Source organism: Streptosporangium amethystogenes subsp. fukuiense, from assembly GCF_042665875.1.
In the GTDB taxonomy this organism is placed as follows: domain Bacteria; phylum Actinomycetota; class Actinomycetes; order Streptosporangiales; family Streptosporangiaceae; genus Streptosporangium; species Streptosporangium fukuiense.
In genome coordinates, this window is sequence record NZ_JBHTEE010000001.1 from 8,614,942 (window position 1) to 8,634,846 (window position 19,905).

The following is a 19,905-nucleotide window of genomic DNA, read 5'->3' on the forward strand; positions in this document are numbered from 1 at the left end:
GGTACCGGGACGCCGATGCGATGTGATTCACCGCCCGTCGGACACCGGGGGAGGCACGGATCGGCGCGAGGCGCCGACGGTCTCCTCGCCGGTGGTCAACCCTGGATGATCAGGTCCAATCCCTGGGGAAGGCTGCCCTCGTGGGCGGCCTCGGCGAGGAAGAGGAGCAGGGTCGCGCGGAAGGCCTGGGCCGCGCGGGTGGGCTCGACGTCCTTGCGGTGCGCGATGGCGATGGTGCGGCGCAGCCCGGGGGGAGCCAGGGGTGTCCCGGAAAGTCCCGGGCGGCCGTCCAGGACCATCGAGGGGACCAGCGCGACCCCCAGCCCGGCCTCCACGAAGCGCAGCACGGCGTCCATCTCGCCGCCCTCCACCGCGAACCTGGGCTCGAACCCGGCCTGCCGGCAGGCGTTGAGCGTGGCCTCCCGCAGGTCGTATCCGCGCCTGAACATCACCATCGGCCGCCGCCGCAACTCCTCGATGCGCACGTACGGCTTGCGGGCGCGAGTGGTCGAGGGGGAGGCGACGACGAGGTTCTCCCGCAGGACCTCCTCGGTGACGAGGGCGGGGTCGTCGCTGTGCAGCGGCATGATGATCAGCGCCAGGTCGAGCTGGCCCCGGGCGAGGGTGCGGACCAGGTCGCGGGAGCCGCCCTCCTCCACGAACAGCTCGATGCCGGGGTAGGCGTGGTGGAACCTGGCCAGCGCGTCGGCGAGCAGCCCCGCGCAGAGCGAGGGCGTGGCACCCAGCCGGACCCGGCCGCGGCGCAGCCCGGCCAGCTCGCCGACCTCGCTCCTGGCGGTCTCGGCGTCGGCCAGCATGCGGCGGGCCAGCGGCAGCAACGCCTCGCCCGCGGGGGTCAGCGTGACGTTTCCCCGGGCACGGCTGAACAGCGGTGCGCCGAGCTCGGCCTCCAGGGCCTTGATCTGCTTGCTCAGCGAGGGCTGGGCTACGCGCATCCGCTCGGCGGCCTGGGTGAAGTGCCGGGCCTCGGCGACCGCCACGAAATAGGCGAGTTGCTGGAGCTGCACGTTTCCCTAGCGTACGGACCCCCCGACCGCGGATTCGGGGCGGGTGGTGGTGGGGGGGACAATGTGAGATTGCTCGCACCGCGTCGGAGGGCGCGGCGCTGGAAGCGACAGCGACGCAGAGGTAATAGCCGCAGGCTATGGAAACCACATCCACGATGACTTGGACTTGGCTAAAACCCCTTACCTAGCGTCACGAGGGTGACTGCCACGATTGAGCGCGGATCCGCCACCGCGTCTGTGAACCCCCCCGCGGATACCGCGAAGACCGCGAAGCCCAGGCGGAGAAGCGGCTTCCTGGGCTCCTCGAACGGCAAGAAGGCCGTGATGGCCATCACGGGTGCCGTGATGGTGATCTTCCTCGTCGGCCACATGGCCGGAAACCTCAAGAGCTTCGCCGGTGCCGAGTCGTTCAACACCTACGCGGCCTTCCTGCGGACCATGGGCGAGCCGATGCTCCCGTACCGGGTCCTGCTGACCGTCGTCGAGGTCGTGATGGTCGTCGCGGTCGTCCTGCACATGTGGTCGGCGATCTCCCTGGCCCGGCGGGCCAGCAAGGCCCGCCCGGTCAAGTACGCGGCCAAGCGCAAGTCCAGGGCGAACGGCTACGCGGTGCACACCATGCGCTACGGCGGCGTCATCATCGTGCTGTTCGTGATCTACCACCTGCTGGACCTGACGTTCGGCACGGCCAACCCGGCCGGTGGCGGCGCCACCCCCTACGACCGCCTGGTCGAGGGCTTCGCGCCGTCGCGCTGGTGGGTCACCCTGTTCTACGTGCTCGCCCTCGTCATGGTCGGCCTGCACCTGCGCCACGGCCTGTGGAGCGCCTTCCAGACGCTCGGCCTGGCGAGCAGCCGTAGCTACCGCCCGCTGAAGGCCGTCGCCGCGGGCCTGTCGGCGCTGCTGGTCATCGGCTTCCTGGTGGTCCCGGTGGCGGTCGCGATCGGAGTGATCAAGTGAGCGAGAACGCGAACCCGGCGGGCCTGCCGCACGGAGCACAAGGAGCGAGGACCGCGATGAGCACGGGGTACACCGAAGGTGAGCCGATCCGTGACACCAAGGCTCCCGACGGCCCGATCGAGGAGCGCTGGGAGAAGCGCAAGTTCTCCGCGAAGCTGGTCAACCCGGCCAACAAGCGCAAGCTTCACGTCATCGTCGTGGGCACCGGTTTGGCGGGCGGCTCGGCCGCCGCGACCCTCGGCGAGCTCGGCTACAACGTCACCTCGTTCTGCTACCAGGACACGCCCCGCCGCGCGCACTCCATCGCGGCCCAGGGCGGTATCAACGCCGCCAAGAACTACCGCGGCGACGGCGACTCGATCTACCGGCTCTTCTACGACACGGTCAAGGGCGGCGACTTCCGCGCCCGCGAGTCCAACGTCTACCGGCTCGCCCAGGTCAGTGTGAACATCATCGACCAGGCCGTGGCCCAGGGGGTGCCGTTCGCCCGCGAGTACGGCGGTCTGCTCGACACCCGCTCCTTCGGCGGCGCGCAGGTCTCCCGTACCTTCTACGCCCGAGGCCAGACGGGCCAGCAGCTCCTGCTCGGCGCGTACCAGGCGCTGGAGCGCCAGATCGCGGCCGGCACCGTCAAGATGCACACCCGCCACGAGATGCTCGACCTGATCGTCTCCGACGGCCGGGCGCGCGGCGTCATCGTCCGTGACATGGTCACCGGCGAGATCGAGCGGCACGTCGCCGACGCGGTGGTGCTGGCCAGCGGCGGGTACGGCAACGTGTTCTTCCTGTCGACGAACGCCAAGGGCTGCAACACCACGGCGATCTGGCGGGCGCACCGGCGCGGCGCGATGTTCGCCAACCCCTGCTACACCCAGATCCACCCGACCTGCATCCCGGTCAGCGGCGACCACCAGTCGAAGCTGACCCTGATGTCGGAGTCGCTGCGCAACGACGGCCGCGTGTGGGTGCCGCTGAAGGCGGGCGACACCCGTCCGGCCTCGGCGATCCCCGAGGAGGAGCGCGACTACTACCTGGAGCGGATCTACCCGGCGTTCGGCAACCTGGTCCCGCGTGACATCGCCTCCCGCGCGGCCAAGAACGTCTGCGACGAGGGCCGCGGTGTCGGCCCCGGCGGCCTGGGCGTCTACCTCGACTTCGCCGACGCGATCCGCCGTCTGGGCCGCGAGGCGGTGGAGAAGAAGTACGGCAACCTCTTCGAGATGTACGAGCGCATCACCGGCGAGGACCCGTACTCCCAGCCGATGCGCATCTACCCGGCGGTCCACTACACGATGGGCGGCCTGTGGGTGGACTACGACCTGCAGTCCACGATCCCGGGCCTGTTCGTGATCGGCGAGGCCAACTTCTCCGACCACGGCGCCAACCGCCTCGGCGCGTCCGCGCTGATGCAGGGGCTGTCCGACGGCTACTTCGTGCTGCCGACCACGATCGGCGACTACCTGGCGAACGGCCCCTACGGTGAGGTCGACGAGGAGGACGTGACCGAGGCCGAGGCCGAGGTGCGCCAGAAGATCGAAAAGCTGCTGACGAACAACGGCACCCGCACCGCCGACTCCTACCACCGTGAACTCGGCAAGATCATGTGGGAGTACTGCGGCATGGAACGTACCGAGGAGTCGCTCCGCAAGGCGCTGGAGCGGATCCCCGAGCTGCGCGAGGAGTTCTGGCAGAACGTGAAGGTGTCCGGCGAGGCCGACGAGCTGAACCAGGCGCTGGAGCGGGCCGGACGGGTCGGGGACTTCTTCGACCTGGCCGAGCTGATGTGCATCGACGCGCTGCACCGTACCGAGTCGTGCGGCGGCCACTTCCGCGCCGAGTCCCAGGACGCCGACGGCGAGGCCCTGCGCGACGACGAGAACTTCTCCTACGTCGCGGCCTGGGAGTACGGCGAGCAGGGTCCGATCCTGCACAAGGAAGACCTCGACTACGAGTACGTCAAGATGAGCCAGCGGAGCTACAAGTGAGTGCACCCGACGCGGTGAGCGGACCGGTTCGCGTGGAACGAGCGATCCGCGCAGCGAATGAGGAGAGGTAAGCGAACCGTGAGTATGAACCTCACTCTCAAGGTCTGGCGTCAGAAGGGCCCCAAGGACGAGGGCCGGATGGTCAACTACCGGGTCGAGGACGTGTCACCGGACATGTCCTTCCTGGAGATGCTCGACGTCCTCAACGAGCGGCTCATCCTGGAGGGCGACGACCCGATCGCCTTCGACCACGACTGTCGCGAGGGCATCTGCGGCATGTGCGGCATGGTCATCAACGGCGTGGCGCACGGCGAGCAGGTGGCCACCACCACCTGTCAGCTGCACATGCGCCACTTCGAGGACAACGCGGTCATCACCATCGAGCCGTGGCGTGCCGCGCCCTTCCCGGTGGTGAAGGACCTGGTCGTGGACCGCTCGGCGTTCGACCGGATCATCCAGGCGGGCGGCTTCATCTCCGTCCCGGCCGGCTCGGCCCCCGACGCGCACAGCGTCCCGGTGAAGAAGGTCGACGCCGACGCGGCGTTCGACGCGGCCACCTGTATCGGCTGTGGCGCCTGCGTCGCCGCCTGCCCGAACGGCTCGGCCTCGCTCTTCACCGCGGCCAAGATCACCCATCTGAGCCTGCTGCCGCAGGGCCAGCCCGAGCGCGACTCCCGTGCCGTCGCGATGGTCGAGCAGATGGACGCCGAGGGCTTCGGCGGCTGCACCAACACCGGCGAGTGCACGGCGGTCTGCCCCAAGGGCATCCCGCTGGACACCATCGCCCAGATGAACCACGACTACCTGCGGGCCGCCAAGTAGGCCAGGCGGTCGCCGGGCGTCCGGCCCCGTCCCCGGGGCCGGGTGCCCGATCGATCCTCCGGGCCTTCCCGGGTTCACCGAGCCGTACATCCGAGGTGATGTACGGCTCGCGCCGTCCCGGGATCCATCCGGCCGGGAACGCGCGCAGGGCGACGACGCCCGAGGTTCGAACGTCCTTCGGATCAGTGCCGATCCGGTCGGCCGAGGTGGCGGGCGATCTCGCGGCGGACGTCGTCGGCGGTGAGGCCCGCCTGGGTGATGACCCGCATCCCGGGCCCCGTGCCGTCGCGGACCAGGCCGAGCAGCAGGTGTTCGGTGCCGATGTGTTTGTTCTTCAGCCGCAGGGCCTCCCGCAGGGACAGCTCCAGGACCTTCTTGGCGCCGGGGGTGAAGGGAATGTGGCCCCGGGGCGCCTTGCGGTCGCGGGGGCGATCCAGGGCGCCGGGCCCGAAGGCGGCCTCGACCTTCTCCCGGATCGCGTCGAGGTCGATGCCGATGGTCTCCAGGGCCTCCGCGTCGAGGTCTCCGGCGCGGGGAGTGCGGCCGACCGCCTCGTCGGCTCGTTCGTGGGTGAGGCCGAGGCCGGTCAGCACCTGGGCGCCGACGCCGTCACCCTGGCGCAGCAGGGCGAGCAGCAGGTGCTCGGTGCCGATGTGACCGTGACGCAGGCGCCGTGCCTCCTCCTGGGCGAGGACCGTCACCCGCCGGGCCTTGTCGGTGAACCTTTCGAACATGGTCAGTCCTTCCGTCTCAGCAGACCTCGGCCGCCCGCGTACTTCTTGTGCACCGCCTGCCGGCTCACCTCAAGGCAGTGCGCGATCTCCTGCCAGGACCAGCCCTGGTCCCTGGCGTTCTCCACCTGGAGGGCCTCCAGCCGGTCGACCAGCGTCCGCAGCGCCCGCACGGCCCGCAGGCCGACGGCCGGATCGCGGCTACCGGCGTCGGATGCCAGTTGCGCCGTATCACTCATGTCTGTCAATTTAGGTTGACGTACTCCATCTGTCAACCCTGATTGACGGCGACACGCCGAGGAGGCCGAAAATCGTTTGCCGAGCCAGGTCGAAGTTTGTGACCCTTGCTGTGAGATGCGCTCCTTACCAGCCGCCGACCCAGGCGTTCCCGATGCCCGCAGCCCGATCGGCTACCTGTTGTGGGTGGCCCGTATGCAGCGGGGCCCGCTGCTGATCGGCATCGGCTACGCCATCCTGTGGTGGCTGGCGATGGCGCTCGTACCGGCCGCGATAGGCAACGGCATCGACGCGATCACGCCCAAGGCCAAGGACCTGCCGGCCCTGGTCACCTGGGGCGCCGTGGTGCTCGCCCTGGGAATCATCCAGGCCGTCATGGGCGTCCTGCGGCACCGGATGGCCGTCTACAACTGGCTGAGCGCCGCCTACCGGACCGTCCAGGTCACCGCCAGGCAGTCGACCCGGCTGGGCGCGACCCTGCCCAAGCGCATGTCCACCGGCGAGGTGGTCAGTGTCGGCAACTCCGACATCGCCCACATCGGCAACGCGATGGACATCCTGCTCCGCGGCAGCGGCGCCGTCGTCGCCATCGCCGTCGTGACCGTCATCCTGATCGGCGCCTCGCCGCAACTGGGGCTGATGGTGCTGGTCGGGCTGCCCCTCGTGGCGGTCGCCGTCGCCCCCCTGCTCAAGCCGCTGCACCGCCGCCAGAACGACCACCGCGACCTGCAGGGCGACCTCGCCACCCGCGCCGCCGACATCGTCACGGGCCTGCGGGTGCTCCGCGGCATCGGCGGCGAGCGGGTCTTCGCCGACCGCTACGGCGCCGAGTCGCAGCGAGTGCGCCACGCCGGCGTGCGGGTGGCCTCCGTCGAGTCGATGCTGGAGGGCGCGCAGATCCTGCTGCCCGGATTGCTGATCGCCGGGGTGACCTGGCTCGGTGCGACCTTCGCGATGCGCGGCGAGATCACTGCCGGCCAGCTCGTCGCCTTCTACGGCTACGCGGTCTTCCTGATCGCCCCGGTGCGCACCCTCACCGAGGCGGCCGACAAGCTGACCAAGGGGCACGTCGCCGCTCGCAGGGTGGTGCGTATCCTGGCGCTGAATCCCGAGGTGGAGGGCGGCACCGGCCGCTCGGAGGGCGGCCTGCTGCGCGACGTGACCTCCGGGGTCGCGGTGCGTCCCGGCATGCTCACCGCCATCGCGGCGGCCGTCCCCGAGGAGGCCGTGACCATCGCCGACCGGCTCGGCCGCTACAGCGACGGCGACGTCGACTTCGGCGACGTGGCGCTCGACACCCTGCCGATCTCCGAGGTCCGCCGCCGCATCCTCGTCGCCGACAACGGGGCCCAGCTGTTCGCCGGGGTGCTCAGGGACGAACTGGACGTCACCGGCCGGGCCTCCGACGAGGAGATCAACTCGGCGTTGCGGGCCGCGTGCGCCACCGACATCGTCGAGGCGCTGCCCGGCGGTCTGGAGGGGCGCGTCGCCGAGGCCGGCCGGGAGTTCTCCGGCGGCCAGCAGCAGCGGCTCAGGCTCGCCAGGGCGCTGACCCTCGACCCGGAGGTGCTCATCCTCATCGAGCCCACCAGCGCGGTCGACGCGCACAGCGAGGCCCGCATCGCCGACCGGCTGGCCAAGGCCCGCGCGGGCAAGACCACGCTGGTCTGCACGACCAGCCCGCTGGTGCTCGACCGCACCGACCACGTCATCTACGTCGAGGGAGGCGTCGTGCGCGCCCAGGGCACGCACCGGGAGCTGCTGGCCGCCCACCCGGGCTACACCGCCGTCGTGACCAGGGGTGAGGAGTCATGAGCAGGCAGATCCTGCCCGTCGCCGACACCGCGCAGGTTCGGGCGTACGCCCGCAGGCTCACCCTGAAATATCCCGGAGAGCTCACCGTGGCGCTGGGGCTGCACGGCCTGGCCGCCGTCGCCGGCCTGGCGGTGCCGTGGCTGCTCGGCGGCCTCGTCCAGGGCGTCCAGGACGGCACCGGGATCGACGTGACCACGGTGTCGCTGGCCATCGGCGGCTTCCTGGTCGCCCAGGCGGTGCTGGTCAGGTTCGCCGTCTACGCCTCGGCCAGGCTCGGCGAGAAGGTCCTCGCCGAGCTGCGCGAGGAGTTCGTCGGGCGGGTGCTCGGCCTGCCGCTGTCCGTCGTCGAGCGGGCCGGATCCGGCGATCTGATCTCGCGGACCTCGCGGGACGTCGACTCGCTGTCGCGCACCGTACGGCACGCCGTGCCCGAGACGCTGATCGCGCTGGTCACCTGCCTGATCACCGTCGGCGCGCTGGTACTGGTCGGGCCGCTGCTCGCGCTGCCCTCGCTGCTGGCCGTCCCCATCCTGTGGATCTCCACCCGCTGGTATCTCAACCGGGCCAGGGAGGGCTACCTGCGGGAGAGCGCCGCGTACGCCGACATGACCGACGGGCTGGCCGAGACGGTCGGCGGCGCCCGTGCGGTGGAGGCCCTGGGCCTGCAGGAGCGGCGGCACCGCCGCACCGACACCGACATCGCCCGCTCGTGGGCGGCCGAGCGCTACACGCTGGGGCTGCGCACCGTGTGGTTCCCCTCGGTCGAGCTCGGCTACGTGATCCCGATCGTGGCGACGCTGGTCATCGGCGGCCTGTTCCACTTCCAGGGCTGGGTATCGGTGGCCCAGGTCACCGCGGCCACGCTCTACGTCCAGCAGCTCATCGACCCGCTCGACCGGCTGCTGATGTGGATCGACGAGCTCCAGGTCGGTGGCGCCTCCATGGCCCGGCTGCTCGGCGTCGCCGAGGTGCCCGACGACCGCGAGGCCACCTCCGCCGCTCCCGAGGGCAGTGAGCTGGCGGCCGACGACGTCCGCTACGCCTACCGCGAGGGCCACGACGTGCTGCACGGCATCGACCTGCTGGTCAAGCCGGGCGAGCGGCTGGCCATGGTCGGGCCGTCGGGGGCGGGCAAGTCCACGCTGGGCCGCCTGCTCGCCGGCATCCACGGCCCCCGCACCGGATCGGTCACCGTGGGCGGCGTCCCCCTGGTCGAGCTACCCCTGAACGACCTGCGCGGCCAGGTCGCCCTGGTGACCCAGGAGCACCACGTCTTCCGGGGCACGGTGCGCGACAACGTGCTGATCGCCAGGCCCGACGCCGACGACGCGCGGGTCCGCGAGGTGCTGGAGGCCGTGGACGCCTGGGACTGGGTCGAGGCCCTGCCCGACGGGCTCGACACGGCGGTCGGCTCCGGCGGCGAGCACGTTCCCCCCGCCCAGGCCCAGCAGCTGGCCCTGGCCCGGCTGGTGCTGGCCGATCCGCACACCCTGGTCCTCGACGAGGCCACCTCGCTGATCGACCCCCGCGCGGCCCGCCGCCTGGAACGCTCGCTGGCCGCCGTCCTCGAAGGCCGTACGGTGATCGCCATCGCCCACCGCCTCTACACGGCCCACGACGCCGACCGCGTCGCGGTCGTGGAGGACGGCCGCATCGGCGAACTCGGCTCCCACGAGGAACTGGTCGCCGCGGGGGGCTCCTACGCGGCCCTGTGGCGCAGCTGGCACGGCACCTCCGGTTGAGGACCGGCGCGGGTCAGCCTCGCCGGGCCGCGGCCTGTTTCGGCGGCTCGGCAGGGGCCGGGCGGCGGACGTACACCGGCGTGCCGGTCGGGGTCATGTCGAACAGCGGCTTGGCGTTGTGCAGCGGGACGCGGATGCAGCCGTGGGACGCGGGGTGGAGCGGGACCCTTTCCGAGCCGTGGAAGCCGATGCCATCGTTGAAGTAGATGGTGTAGAACTGGTCGCCCAGTGGCCCATGGGTCCAGCCGGTGGTCCGCCACCAGGCGCGGAAGTCCCCGGTGGGCGTGACGGCGACCCCGCAGTGGCCGTTCTTGCAGTAGTGCTTGTCGTTGCCGGTCGAGATATGGGAGACCAGCGCCGGCTTGCCGTCCTGCCAGGCCGTGAGCAACTGGCGACGCAGGTCGATCTCCACCCTGGTGGGAGCCCCGTAGGACACCAGCGGCCTGACCCGCGCCGGATGGGCGAGTGCCTTCCAGGTCGCCGGGTCGATCTCGTCGTCGGCGGGCAGCCCGTTGGCCTTCTGGAAGGCCCACACGGCCGCGCGCAGCGCGGGGTCGTACTCCTGGCCGGTGGATCCCGTGCGGAACCCCAGCCGGTCGAGACGTTTTTTGATCTCCTGGACCTGGGTTCCCCGGTCACCGGGGCGAAGGACGGGGAAACGCGACAGCGGGGTGTGCCCGGAACGGGGCGGGCGGTCGTCGGCGACGGCGGCGGGTCCGGAGCGTCTCGGTGACGCGACGCCGGTGTTCGCGGTGCCGGTGTTCGCGATGCCCAACGGCAGGCACGAGGTGAGCGCGAGGGCCGTGTTCGAGATCAGCAGGCATTTGACGATTCTCTGCATTTCAGTGAGCCTCTTTGGTCTGTCGTCGCGACCGAGCAGGGTGACATACGGCGCCGGGCGACCTCGCCGTGTTCAGGCCGTCTCGCGTCGACTCCGGGAAGAAAGGAGAACGCTCAGCAGGAGTAGGAGTACGTGCGGTCCGCCACGGCCGCGCGCACCAGGCCGACGGCCTCCTGGGCGCAGCCCCAGGAAAAGCTGAATCCGGCCCCGCCGTGTGCGAAGTTGTAGACGACCCGTCCTTCCCCGTCCCACTCAAGGCAGACGTTCTCCTTCCGGAACGGCCGCAGTCCGGCCCGTACCGGTTCATCAGGATCCAGCTCGAAACTTCGCAGCGCGGGCATGAAGGCCAGGCAGCGCTCATACATGTCCCGCACCGGGGCGTGATTCTCCAGGTTGATTCCGGTGTCCCACTCGTCTTTTTCCGCGAGCCCGCCGAGAACAAGGATCTGCGGACTGCGCGGCACGATGAAGACGATGTCCTGCTCGCCGTCGTTCGTCTCGTCGTGGGAGACGCAGTGGGCCTCGTCGATCCCGTCGTTGCGGACCCGCACCAGCGCACCGCGGAGTGGATACATGCCGACACCGCGGAGCTCGGCGGTGCCGAGCCCCGCGCAGCAGACGATCACCTCGGCGTCGAACCGGTCGAGGAGCTCGGCCTTCCTCTCGGTCAGCGACCCCTCGATCCGATGCCGTCCGACCCGCACCCCGTGCATTCTGACCTGCCGCATCAGCCACAGCATGTACCGGTCTGTGTCGATCATGGGCGCCAGGTGGGAGTAGGCGTCGACCACGCCGTAGCCGGGGCCGACGCCGTTCCGCTCGGCGAGCGATCGGTCGTGGACGAAACCGCGCACCTTCCCCGCGAGCTCCCGCATCTTGTGGAGATCGTGGGGGTTCTCCTCGACGGGGTGCTTGAAATAGAAGTTGGACCTTCGCATGGCCACCCCGGGGACTCCGGACCGGGCCAGCTCATCGAATATCCGGTACGAGGTGACGCACCAGCTCTTGGAGCGGGCGAGCGAGACCTGGTCGTGGTGGTAACCGCAGACCGCGGGCGGCCACTCCCACAGCGCGCCCGCGACGACCGAGACGATGTCGGGTGCGAACCTGTCCGCGATGACGGTGACCCGGAATCCCTCCCTGGCCAGACAGAGCGCGGTCGTCAACCCGCTCACACCGGCTCCGACGACGAGCACCTTCGCTGAATTCGCGCGCACCTGGGAACGCCTTCTTTCTGGATCCGTCCAGCTCGATCGATTTTCGGCGTGGCCGACCGAGGAAGGTCGTCACAACGAGCGCTGAAACTTCTCCAGGGTAAATCGAGGCACCGGTGAACCCCGGAACGGCGGCGAATCCGAGATGGGGGACGGATGGCCGTCGAGGAATGGAAAAAACGTACTGAACGGGGAAAAGCCATACCCGTCCCAAATCCCATGATGACGAGTGTTTGGCGGCGTGCCGGATTTTCATCGCCAATCAATGGATCGGCTCGGGAGAACAGCGGCACATTTTTGGCCGTTCCCCGGCGGGTGTGGCGGGCTGGATTGCCTACGTTGTCCTGGGGACTCGCCTATATATCCTCGGTGGGACTGTTGAGGGTAGCTGGCCGGTCGAGTCGTACTTGTTCCGGAACGTGGCGACCGGAGGAATTCAGTCGCGCGTCCGATGGGAAACGCCGTGCCGGTGAGCGGTTCTGTGCCGCACCGGCACGGCGTCGTATCTTCTGACGGGAACGGCCCCGGCTCAGGTCAGGGCTTTCTTCAGGAAGTCGACCTGGAGCAGGAGCAGGTTCTCCGCCACGACCTCCTGCGGGGTCATGTGGGTGACCCCGGACAGCGGCAGCACGTTGTGCGGGCGACCGGCGGCCAGCAGAGCCGAGGAGAGGCGGAGGGTGTGGGCGGCGACCACGTTGTCGTCGGCCAGGCCGTGGATCAGCAGGAGGGGGCGGTCCAGCTTCTCGGCGTCGGCGAACAGGGACGAGGAGTCGTAGTGCCCCTCGTCGGGCCGGCCGAGGTAGCGCTCGGTGTAGCAGGTGTCGTACAGGCGCCAGTCGGTCACCGGGGCTCCCGCGACGGCCGCGTGGAAGGTGTCGGGGCGGCGGAGCACGGCCAGGGCGGCCAGGTAGCCGCCGAAGGACCAGCCACGGATGCCGACCCGGGTCAGGTCCAGGTCGTCGGGGAACCGCGCGGCGGCGCCGTGCAGGGCGTCGATCTGGTCATCCAGGACCGGGCCGGCCAGGTCGTGCAGGACGGCCCGCTCGAACTCGGGGCCCCGCCCCGGGGTGCCGCGGCCGTCGGCCACGACCACCGCGAAGCCCTGGTCGGCGAACCACTGGCTGGTCAGGTGCGCCCCGGCCGCGGCCAGGACACGCTGGGCGTGCGGTCCGCCGTACGGGTCCATGAGGACCGGCAGTCTCGCGGAGCCCGGCACGTGCCCGGAGGGCAGCAGCACCGCGGTGGCCAGGTCGCGCTCGCCCGCCCTGATCAGGGAGACCCGCAGGTCCAGGCCGGGACGCTCGGCGTGCGAGGTGATGTGGCCGCGAGGCGTGCCGTTGTGCAGGACGCGGGTGACCGAGCCCTCGCTCTCGAGGGTCTGACCGGTGATCACCAGGGTGCCGCCCGCGGTGTGGCCGCTGTAGACACCGCCCTCGGTCGGGCTGACGAGCGTGATCTGACCCCTCCGGTACGCCCATACCGCGATCTCGGTGGGTTCCCCGCTCGCCCGGAAGAGCACGGTCTCGCCGTCGATGTCGAGGATCTCGCGGACCTGGAGGGTGGGCGGTGTGACGGGGCCGTCGCCGACGATCAGGCGGTGGCCGCCCTCGGAGACGGCGGCCCAGACGAGGCTGCCGTCGGCCAGGTGGCCCGGAACGCCGGTGACGACGTCGACCCAGGCGGGGTCGGTGTCCTCGCGCACCAGGGTGGAGGCGCCGGTGGCCGGGTCGACGGCGAGCAGCCGCATGGTCCGCTGGTCGCGCGTCATGGTGACGATCGACAGGCCGTGGGCGTCCCAGGCGGCGTTGACCAGGTACTCGTCGTCGAAGGGCACGGGGACGCGGGCCCCGGTGAGGGTCAGTACGAAGAGTTCGACCCCGGCGTTGGCGGTTCCCGCGGAGGGGTAGCGCTGCTCGGCGGCGGGCCGGGCCGGGTTGGCGGGGTCGGCGATGTGCCACCGCTGGACCGGCGACTCGTCGGCCCGCTCGACCAGGATCGCGTCCCCCGACGGGGACCACCAGTAGCCCCGCATGCGGTCCATCTCCTCGGAGGCGATGAACTCGGCCAGGCCGTAGGTCACCTCCGGGGCCTCGGGGCGGGCCAGCGCGTGGTCGACCTCGTCCGCCAGGTCCTGGATGTGGAAGGCGCCGCCGGTCACGTAGCCGACGTGTTCTCCGGTGGGGGACATCCGGGGGTCGATCACCGGTCCGGGGGTCTGCAGATTCCTTACGTACCCGGTCTTCAGGTCGACGACGTAGAGGCCGCCGGAGAGCGCGAACGCGGCGGTGGCCACCGCGGCGTCGGTGCTGTATCCGACGATGCCGCCGGCCTGCTCTCTGCTCCGCTCGCGGCGCGCCCGCTCCTCGGGGGGCAGGTTCTCGTCGTCCGCGGCCAGGGCGCGCGGGTCGACGACGAGCCGTTCCGCGCCGCTGAGGACGTCGTACTCCCACAGGCAGGTCACCGGATCGGAGCCGCCCCTGGTCCGTAGGAAGACGATGCGATCACCGCTTGGAGCGATCGTGAAGCCGCGGGGCACTCCGAGGGTGAATCGGCGGGTTCTGGCGTGCAGGCGAGGAAAGCTCTCACTCATACGAGCCATCTTGCCAGTTCCGCGTCGGCTGTCCTGTTCTCCAGAAGTGGTGAATTCGGAGGTTCTGGGCGATCCCTGGCATCGATACCCTCAAACCTATGACTGACCGGCGCCTGATGCTCGTGCATGCCCATCCGGACGACGAGACGATCGGCAGCGGGGCCACCATGGCCAGGTACGCGGCCCAGGGCGCGCACGTCACACTGGTGACCTGCACCCTGGGGGAGGAGGGCGAGGTCATCCCGCCTGAGCTGGCCCACCTGACCGCCGATCGCGACGACACCCTGGGAGAGCACCGCGTCTCCGAGCTCGCCGCGGCCTGCGCCGCGCTCGGCGTCACCGACCACCGCTTCCTGGGCGGCCGGGGCCGCTGGCGCGACTCCGGCATGATGGGCGTCGTCTCCAACCACGCCGCGAACGCCTTCTGGCAGGCCGATCTGGACGAGGCGGCCGGGGAGCTCGTCAGGATCATCCGCGAGGTGCGGCCCCAGGTTCTCGTCACCTACGACGAGAACGGCTTCTACGGCCATCCCGACCACATCCAGGCCCACCGGGTCACCTGGCGGGCCTTTGAGCTGGCGGCGGACCCGGCGTACGGCGAGGACGGTCCGTGGCGCGTTTCGAAGTTCTACCACACCGCCATGCCCAGGTCGGTGATGATCAGGGGGGAGGAGGCGATGCGTGAGAACGGCACCCCCTTCCTCGTCGAGTCGGTCGCCGACCTGCCGTTCGGTTGCGCGGACGACGACGTCACCACCGAGATCGACGCCCGTGCCCACATCGAACGGAAGGTAGCCGCGATGCGGGCGCACGCCACCCAGATCAGCGTGAGCCCGCCCTGGTTCGCGCTGTCCAACGACGTCGGCCAGGAGTTGCTCGGGATCGAGCACTTCGTTCTCCGCTCCGGCGCGCGGGGTCCCGCGAGGCCGGGAGCGCCGATCGAGGTGGGAGGTCTCGGCGAGCCTTACGGCCGCGAGGACGACCTCTTCGCCGGGATCGACTAGCCTCGATGTTTGTGATGGAGCAGGTCCCCGCGACACGCGAACCCTCGGAGACGGTTGTCACCGTGGCGGTCAACGCGGTGCTCGTCATGCTCGGACTGCTGATGGGCGTCCTCGGCGGGTTCGAGCACTCCTGGTACATCAGGCCCGTCCCGGTCTCCGCCCTCGTCTGCGTCGCCCTGCTGTTCGCGATCACCTACGGAGCGGGCCGGATGACCCGCGGCAAGGCGGCGGCCCTGTCGTTCGCGATGGGCTGGGCGCTGATCACCATGATCTGGATCACCGGGCGGCCGGAGGGCGACCTGGTCATCGCCAACGACCTGTCCGGCTACGTCTACCTCTACGGGGGCCTCGCGGCGGTCGCGGTGGGGGTCCTGCTCGCGCCACCGGCCGCGCAGGGCGGCTCGTGGCCGCTCACCCAGCACGGGTACGGTCCCCGCCCGCAGCCCTCACCCGCCTCGCCGGGCCCGCAGGCACCACCCGGTCAGGGGCCGCCGGGACCGCAGCCCCCGCCCGGCACCTGAGGGCTCGCCCGGTCGGGTTCTGCCCGGACCCCGCGCGGTGGGGGCCGCTACCGCGAGCCGTCCGGATGACGGACAATCCCGGTATGCGGCGGCTGCATCGGGTACGACGGACTGTCAACTACATCAACCTGGCCACGCCTCTGGGGCTGCTGCTGGCGCGCCTCGGGCGGGCCAGGGTGGCCACCGGGCCCGACGGGCTGGTCCTGGCGTACGGCTACCGTTTCCGGTTCCCGATCGCCTCGGCGTTCACCGTGGGCAACGTGGTGCTGACCAAGCACGAGGAGGGCTTCCTCACCGGAGCCCTGCTCAGGCACGAGGACCGGCACGCCTCCCAGTACATGCTCTGCGTGGGCCTGCCGATGCTGCCGCTCTACGTCGTGGCGGTGGCGGTCTCCATGCTGATCTGCGGCGACCACGCCTCCTGGAACCTCTTCGAGCGACTGGCGAACCTGGAGGACGGCAACTACGCCCGCAGATCCCCGTGGTGGTTTCGTACTAAATCCCCTTAAAAGGGAATGAATCTCTCTGTGGGGGGATCAACAGGGGGTGAGCCGACGATGACAGAAGGGGACCGCCCATGTCGCAGACGTCCCACCCCGAAGCCGCCGCAGCAGAACCCATGGGCCCTGTCGAGCAGCCGCCCCGCCGTTCCGGGTGGTCGGCCCGGTTCGCCACACGGCCGGCGCGCGCGCTGAGACAGCTGGGCCGGGCCTCCAGGCGGATGGCCGTGGTCGAGGCGGCGGCCGGCTCCGCCACGCTCCCGGAACCCCCCACCCGGCCGGAGCCGCCGGTACGGCCGGCGCCCCGACCGGCGCCTCCGCCAGGCCGCCTGGCACCCGCGCCCCGGCGGTCGTGGCCGGGCGGCTTCAGGGACCGGCTGACCTCGCCGGTCCCGACCTTCCAGGAGCTGCTGGCGATCGCGTGGCACGGCAGGCTCCGCCCAGGGGTCGGGGACGCGGACCGCATCCCGGTTCACCGGGACGGGCTGCCCCGCCCGGCGGGGACCGACGCGGTCCTCACCTGGGTGGGCCACGCGACGTACGTGGTGCAGATCGGCGGGCTGACCATCCTCACCGACCCGGTCTGGGCCAGGAAGATCCCCGGCACCCGGCCCCGCCTGACCCCGCCCGGCGTCGCCTGGGCGGACCTGCCCCGGATCGACGCCGTGGTGATCAGCCACAACCACTACGACCACCTGGACGCGCCGACCGTGCGGCGGCTGCCGCGGAGCACGCCGGTCCTCGTCCCGGCCGGGCTCAGGTCCTGGTTCACCAGACGCGGGTTCCGCCACGTCACCGAGCTCGACTGGTGGGAGAGCACCTGGGTGGGCGGTGTCCGCTTCGACTTCGTACCCGCCCACCACTGGAGCCGCCGCACGGTCTGGGACACCTGCAGGACCCTCTGGGGCGGCTGGGTGATCGCCTCCGACGACCAGACGATCTACTTCGCCGGGGACACCGGTTACGGCGAGCGCTTCGCCCAGATCGGGGCACGCTATCCGGGCGGCATCGACCTGGCCCTGATGCCGGTGGGCGCGTTCGAGCCCCGCTGGTTCATGAAGGCCGCGCACGTCGATCCCGCGCAGGCCGTACGGGCCTGCCAGGACGTCGGGGCGCGCCGGATGGCGACCATGCACTGGGGCACGTTCGTACTGTCCGGAGAGTCGCTCCTCGCGCCGGTGGAGGAGGCCAGGGCGGCCTGGGCGGAGGCGGGACGGGACCGCGCCGACCTGTGGGACCTCGCCGTCGGCGAGTCCCGCGTGCTGACCACCTGACGACCCGCGACCCTGCGTCCTGGCGGGCGGGCGCCTCCCGGCGCCCGCCCCGGGTCATCAGGGGCTGAGCGTCAGGACGTCGGTGGCCGCCTTCTTGATCGACTCCTCGCGGGCGAGCATGGGGACGGTCTTCCCGCTCGCCCAGAGCGGCGCCTGGTCCCAGTAGTTGTCGTGGAACGCGTGGCCGGAGGCGCCGGTCAGGTTGATCCACTGGGATTCGTCCAGGTTCCCCAGGTCGACCACCATTCGCATGGACGGCAGCCAGCCCACCGTGTAGTCGGACTGGACGTCCCAGCCGGCGGCGTTGACCGCGTCGTCGCTGCCGGCCACCGGGAACGGGCCCCGGTTGAACAGCCACTCGATCGGGCCGATCCCCGAGGTTCCGAAGGTCTGGTGGACGAGTTTCAGCGAGTGCAGGTCTCCCCAGCGCCAGTCCTTGGCGTCCGGGCCGAGCCGGACGTTCAGCTCGTCGTAGGCCCGGGCCATCGCCCGTCGCAGCATGTCGTCCCGGGTCTCGGTACGCGGGGTGCCGCTGTCGTCCCAGAACGCGTCGTTCGGCTTGTCGAGCATGACCCGGACGACCTCGAACCAGCGGTCGCCGCCGCCGGGCCAGGCCCCCTCGGGCAGGTCGTCGTTGAAGGTCTCGATGAGCAGGTGCCGCCAGACGGCGTTGAAGTACATCGCGGGGGCCGAGTCCTCGCCCTGCGAGCGGTCCCACTTCTGCAGCAGCTCGCGGGCGCCCTCGGCGGGGCCGGCTATCTCGACGTCCATCAGCTTGGGCACCAGGAAGTCGGCGAAGCCGTTGTCGCTGTCCTGTTGCAGCGCGCTCATCGTCGCCACGTCCACCTTGCCGTCCTTCACCGCGTCGCGGAGGCGGTCCAGGATGCGCTGGGAGCGGTATCCGTACGCCCAGTCCTTGGTGAGGTTGTACGGATAGCGGGTGGGGTCGATGACCGCGTTGTTGGCGGTCACGATGTAGCCCTCCGGCGGGTTGTAGACGCTGGGCAGCTCGTTGAAGGGGATCGTCGACTGCCAGGCGTACTCGCCGGTCCAGCCCGGCACCGGCCAGGTGCCGTCGCCGCGGCTCCGCACCGGGATCCGCCCGGGGGCCTGGTACCCGATGTTGCCCGCGGTGTCGGCGTAGATCAGGTTCTGCGCGGGCACCTCGAACCTGCTCGCCGCCGCCCGGAACTGCTCCCAGTCCTGCGCGGTGTTCAGCTCGAAGATCGCGTCAGCGGTCCTGCCCGGTTCCAGGGCCGTCCACTTGAGCGCGACCGCGTCGGCCTTCTCCTCGAAGACCGCGTCCATGCCGGGCAGCGTGTCCTCCGTGCTCTGCAGGACGTCGGAGATGATCGGCCCGTGCATGGTGTCGCGCACCTTGAGCTGTACGTCGGCGCCTCCGGCCACCTTGATCGTCTCAGTCCTGGTGGTCAGCGGCTTCCAGTCGCCCATGAACAGGTACGAATCATCCTTGATCCGTTCCAGGTAGAGGTCGGCGACGTCCGGGCCGAGGTTGGTGAAGCCCCAGGAGATCCTGTCGTTGTGGCCGATGATCACGCCGGGCACGCCGGAGAAGCTGAACCCGGTGAGGTCGAAGGGACACTCGGGACTCTTGGCGCGGCAGTGCAGTCCGGTCTGGTACCAGACCGAGGGCATGCTCGCGGACAGGTGGGGGTCGTTGGAGAGCAGAGGTTTGCCCGACTTGGTGTGCTTGCCGCCGACCACCCACGAGTTCGAGCCGATGCCGCTGCCGCCCGCCGGGTCGCCCATCAGGCTCGGCACCGCGCGGATGGCCGCCGCCGCCCGGACCAGTGCCCCGGTGGCCGGTGTCCCCGGCGGCTCCGCGACGCTCTTCTTCGGCTCCTCGTCCTGGTCGAACCCGCGTTCGCCGACCGAGCCCCGGGTGACGATCGGCTGGTGGGTGTCGTACGGGTAGGAGGGCCAGAGCTGCTCCACCCGCCCGCGGGGCAGCCTGCTCGCCGCGAGGGCCCGGCCGATCTCGTCGGTCATGTTGGAGCGCAGGTCCCAGGCCATGGCCTTGAGCCAGGCCAGCGAGTCGACCGGGGTCCACGGCTCGGGACTGTAGCCGGGGCTGGTCGCCCGCAGCAGCACGTACTCCAGGCTCCGGGCGGCGAAGCCGTCGTGCCGCTCCATCCAGGCGTTCACCCCGTCGGCGTAGACGTCCAGGTAGCGCCGGGTCTGCTCGCCGAGCAGGGAGAGCTCCTTCTCCGCCACCTTTCGCCAGCCCATGGTCCGGATGACCTTGTCCTCGGTCAGCGTCGCCGGGCCGAACATCTCCGACAGCCGGCCGGCGGTCACGTGGCGGCGGAAGTCCATCTCGAAGAAGCGGTCCTGCGCGTGCACGTAGCCCTGGGCGAGGAACAGGTCGTCGGGGGAGTCGGCATAGATATGCGGGATACCCGTTTTGTCGCGATATACAGTGACTTTCCCGGTGAGGCCACGCACCTTGAGCTCGCCTTCGAGCTGGGGGAAGGACGCCCGTACGCTCCACACGCCGGCCCCGGCGAACAGCAGACCGAGCACCACGAGGACGGAAAGTACACGGGCCAGCCACTTGAGCGGACGGGGCATCCAGGCGTATGGGCGGAACCTCACAAAAACCTCCTAGGCGACATGCTCC

General features: G+C 70.5%; 16 protein-coding genes. 9 read left to right on the forward strand and 7 right to left on the reverse strand.

Annotated features, from left to right (window positions below; genetic code table 11):
* Positions 1 to 95: 95 nt before the first annotated feature.
* A complete protein-coding gene (locus tag ACFQVD_RS38305; RefSeq protein ID WP_343976189.1) occupies positions 96 to 1,028 on the reverse strand; it encodes a LysR family transcriptional regulator in 933 nt (310 codons plus the stop codon).
* A 237-nt stretch (positions 1,029 to 1,265) separates the two neighbouring features.
* Here ACFQVD_RS38305 and ACFQVD_RS38310 point away from each other — a divergent pair, with 237 nt between their 5' ends.
* The 3 genes from ACFQVD_RS38310 (at position 1,266) to ACFQVD_RS38320 (ending at position 4,795) form a co-directional block, all read left to right on the forward strand.
* Positions 1,266 to 1,988, forward strand: a complete 723-nt coding sequence (locus ACFQVD_RS38310; protein WP_343976317.1) for a succinate dehydrogenase cytochrome b subunit — start codon at positions 1,266 to 1,268, stop codon at positions 1,986 to 1,988.
* A 56-nt stretch (positions 1,989 to 2,044) separates the two neighbouring features.
* Complete coding sequence (locus tag ACFQVD_RS38315; protein WP_343976192.1) at positions 2,045 to 3,973, forward strand: fumarate reductase/succinate dehydrogenase flavoprotein subunit; 1,929 nt, start codon at positions 2,045 to 2,047, stop codon at positions 3,971 to 3,973.
* A gap of 84 nt (positions 3,974 to 4,057) precedes the next feature.
* On the forward strand, positions 4,058 to 4,795 hold the full coding sequence (locus ACFQVD_RS38320) for a succinate dehydrogenase/fumarate reductase iron-sulfur subunit (protein ID WP_343976320.1): 738 nt from the start codon (positions 4,058 to 4,060) through the stop codon (positions 4,793 to 4,795).
* A 182-nt stretch (positions 4,796 to 4,977) separates the two neighbouring features.
* On the opposite strand, the gene ACFQVD_RS38325 is transcribed toward ACFQVD_RS38320, so the two are convergent.
* Both ACFQVD_RS38325 and ACFQVD_RS38330 read right to left on the reverse strand, forming a co-directional pair.
* On the reverse strand, positions 4,978 to 5,529 hold the full coding sequence (locus ACFQVD_RS38325) for a Clp protease N-terminal domain-containing protein (RefSeq protein WP_386273478.1): 552 nt from the start codon (positions 5,527 to 5,529) through the stop codon (positions 4,978 to 4,980).
* A 2-nt stretch (positions 5,530 to 5,531) separates the two neighbouring features.
* Positions 5,532 to 5,765 carry an RNA polymerase subunit sigma-70 gene (locus ACFQVD_RS38330; RefSeq protein ID WP_343976195.1) on the reverse strand — a complete coding sequence of 78 codons (234 nt, stop codon included), beginning with the start codon at positions 5,763 to 5,765 and terminating at the stop codon, positions 5,532 to 5,534.
* Positions 5,766 to 5,880: 115 nt separating this feature from the next.
* On the opposite strand from ACFQVD_RS38330, the gene ACFQVD_RS38335 reads away from it, so the two are divergent.
* Both ACFQVD_RS38335 and ACFQVD_RS38340 read left to right on the forward strand, forming a co-directional pair.
* Positions 5,881 to 7,578: an ABC transporter ATP-binding protein gene (locus ACFQVD_RS38335; RefSeq protein WP_343976198.1), complete on the forward strand. Its 1,698-nt coding sequence runs from the start codon at positions 5,881 to 5,883 to the stop codon at positions 7,576 to 7,578.
* On the forward strand, positions 7,575 to 9,320 hold the full coding sequence (locus tag ACFQVD_RS38340) for an ABC transporter ATP-binding protein (protein WP_343976201.1): 1,746 nt from the start codon (positions 7,575 to 7,577) through the stop codon (positions 9,318 to 9,320). The genes ACFQVD_RS38335 and ACFQVD_RS38340 overlap by 4 nt, the downstream gene beginning before the upstream one ends.
* A gap of 13 nt (positions 9,321 to 9,333) precedes the next feature.
* On the opposite strand, the gene ACFQVD_RS38345 is transcribed toward ACFQVD_RS38340, so the two are convergent.
* From ACFQVD_RS38345 to ACFQVD_RS38355, 3 genes are all read right to left on the reverse strand, one after another.
* Positions 9,334 to 10,161, reverse strand: coding sequence for a L,D-transpeptidase family protein (locus ACFQVD_RS38345; RefSeq protein ID WP_343976204.1), 828 nt, complete (start codon positions 10,159 to 10,161; stop codon positions 9,334 to 9,336).
* A gap of 113 nt (positions 10,162 to 10,274) precedes the next feature.
* The gene (locus ACFQVD_RS38350) at positions 10,275 to 11,378 is read right to left on the reverse strand and encodes an FAD-dependent oxidoreductase (RefSeq protein WP_343976208.1); all 1,104 of its coding nucleotides are present in this window, start codon (positions 11,376 to 11,378) and stop codon (positions 10,275 to 10,277) included.
* A gap of 526 nt (positions 11,379 to 11,904) precedes the next feature.
* Positions 11,905 to 13,965 (reverse strand): S9 family peptidase, encoded by a 2,061-nt coding sequence (locus tag ACFQVD_RS38355; RefSeq protein ID WP_343976211.1) that lies wholly within the window; start codon positions 13,963 to 13,965, stop codon positions 11,905 to 11,907.
* Positions 13,966 to 14,063: 98 nt separating this feature from the next.
* Between ACFQVD_RS38355 and mshB the strand changes: the two genes are divergently transcribed.
* From mshB to ACFQVD_RS38375, 4 genes are all read left to right on the forward strand, one after another.
* Entirely contained in the window at positions 14,064 to 14,969 is a 906-nt protein-coding gene (gene mshB, locus ACFQVD_RS38360; RefSeq protein WP_343976214.1) for an N-acetyl-1-D-myo-inositol-2-amino-2-deoxy-alpha-D-glucopyranoside deacetylase, read from the forward strand.
* Between the two features lie 14 nt (positions 14,970 to 14,983).
* Positions 14,984 to 15,490: a DUF6113 family protein gene (locus tag ACFQVD_RS38365; RefSeq protein WP_386273484.1), complete on the forward strand. Its 507-nt coding sequence runs from the start codon at positions 14,984 to 14,986 to the stop codon at positions 15,488 to 15,490.
* An 83-nt stretch (positions 15,491 to 15,573) separates the two neighbouring features.
* Positions 15,574 to 15,999, forward strand: coding sequence for a hypothetical protein (locus tag ACFQVD_RS38370; RefSeq protein ID WP_343976220.1), 426 nt, complete (start codon positions 15,574 to 15,576; stop codon positions 15,997 to 15,999).
* Positions 16,000 to 16,067: 68 nt separating this feature from the next.
* Positions 16,068 to 17,264, forward strand: coding sequence for an MBL fold metallo-hydrolase (locus tag ACFQVD_RS38375; protein WP_364151053.1), 1,197 nt, complete (start codon positions 16,068 to 16,070; stop codon positions 17,262 to 17,264).
* 57 nt (positions 17,265 to 17,321) lie between these two features.
* Here the strand turns inward: ACFQVD_RS38375 and ACFQVD_RS38380 are convergent, their stop codons facing one another.
* Positions 17,322 to 19,856, reverse strand: coding sequence for a penicillin acylase family protein (locus tag ACFQVD_RS38380; RefSeq protein ID WP_343976326.1), 2,535 nt, complete (start codon positions 19,854 to 19,856; stop codon positions 17,322 to 17,324).
* Positions 19,857 to 19,905: the final 49 nt, after the last annotated feature.

What these genes read in the sequence shown, in the direction of transcription:
- ACFQVD_RS38315 (WP_343976192.1), top strand. Translation starts at nt 2,045, where the DNA reads ATGAGCACGGGGTACACCGAAGGTGAGCCGATCCGTGACACCAAGGCT.
- ACFQVD_RS38320 (WP_343976320.1), top strand. Translation starts at nt 4,058, where the DNA reads ATGAACCTCACTCTCAAGGTCTGGCGTCAGAAGGGCCCCAAGGACGAG.
- ACFQVD_RS38325 (WP_386273478.1), bottom strand. Translation starts at nt 5,529, where the DNA reads ATGTTCGAAAGGTTCACCGACAAGGCCCGGCGGGTGACGGTCCTCGCC.
- ACFQVD_RS38330 (WP_343976195.1), bottom strand. Translation starts at nt 5,765, where the DNA reads ATGAGTGATACGGCGCAACTGGCATCCGACGCCGGTAGCCGCGATCCG.
- ACFQVD_RS38335 (WP_343976198.1), top strand. Translation starts at nt 5,881, where the DNA reads ATGCGCTCCTTACCAGCCGCCGACCCAGGCGTTCCCGATGCCCGCAGC.
- ACFQVD_RS38340 (WP_343976201.1), top strand. Translation starts at nt 7,575, where the DNA reads ATGAGCAGGCAGATCCTGCCCGTCGCCGACACCGCGCAGGTTCGGGCG.
- ACFQVD_RS38345 (WP_343976204.1), bottom strand. Translation starts at nt 10,161, where the DNA reads ATGCAGAGAATCGTCAAATGCCTGCTGATCTCGAACACGGCCCTCGCG.
- ACFQVD_RS38355 (WP_343976211.1), bottom strand. Translation starts at nt 13,965, where the DNA reads ATGAGTGAGAGCTTTCCTCGCCTGCACGCCAGAACCCGCCGATTCACC.
- mshB (WP_343976214.1), top strand. Translation starts at nt 14,064, where the DNA reads ATGACTGACCGGCGCCTGATGCTCGTGCATGCCCATCCGGACGACGAG.
- ACFQVD_RS38365 (WP_386273484.1), top strand. Translation starts at nt 14,984, where the DNA reads ATGGAGCAGGTCCCCGCGACACGCGAACCCTCGGAGACGGTTGTCACC.
- ACFQVD_RS38370 (WP_343976220.1), top strand. Translation starts at nt 15,574, where the DNA reads ATGCGGCGGCTGCATCGGGTACGACGGACTGTCAACTACATCAACCTG.
- ACFQVD_RS38375 (WP_364151053.1), top strand. Translation starts at nt 16,068, where the DNA reads ATGTCGCAGACGTCCCACCCCGAAGCCGCCGCAGCAGAACCCATGGGC.
- ACFQVD_RS38380 (WP_343976326.1), bottom strand. Translation starts at nt 19,856, where the DNA reads ATGCCCCGTCCGCTCAAGTGGCTGGCCCGTGTACTTTCCGTCCTCGTG.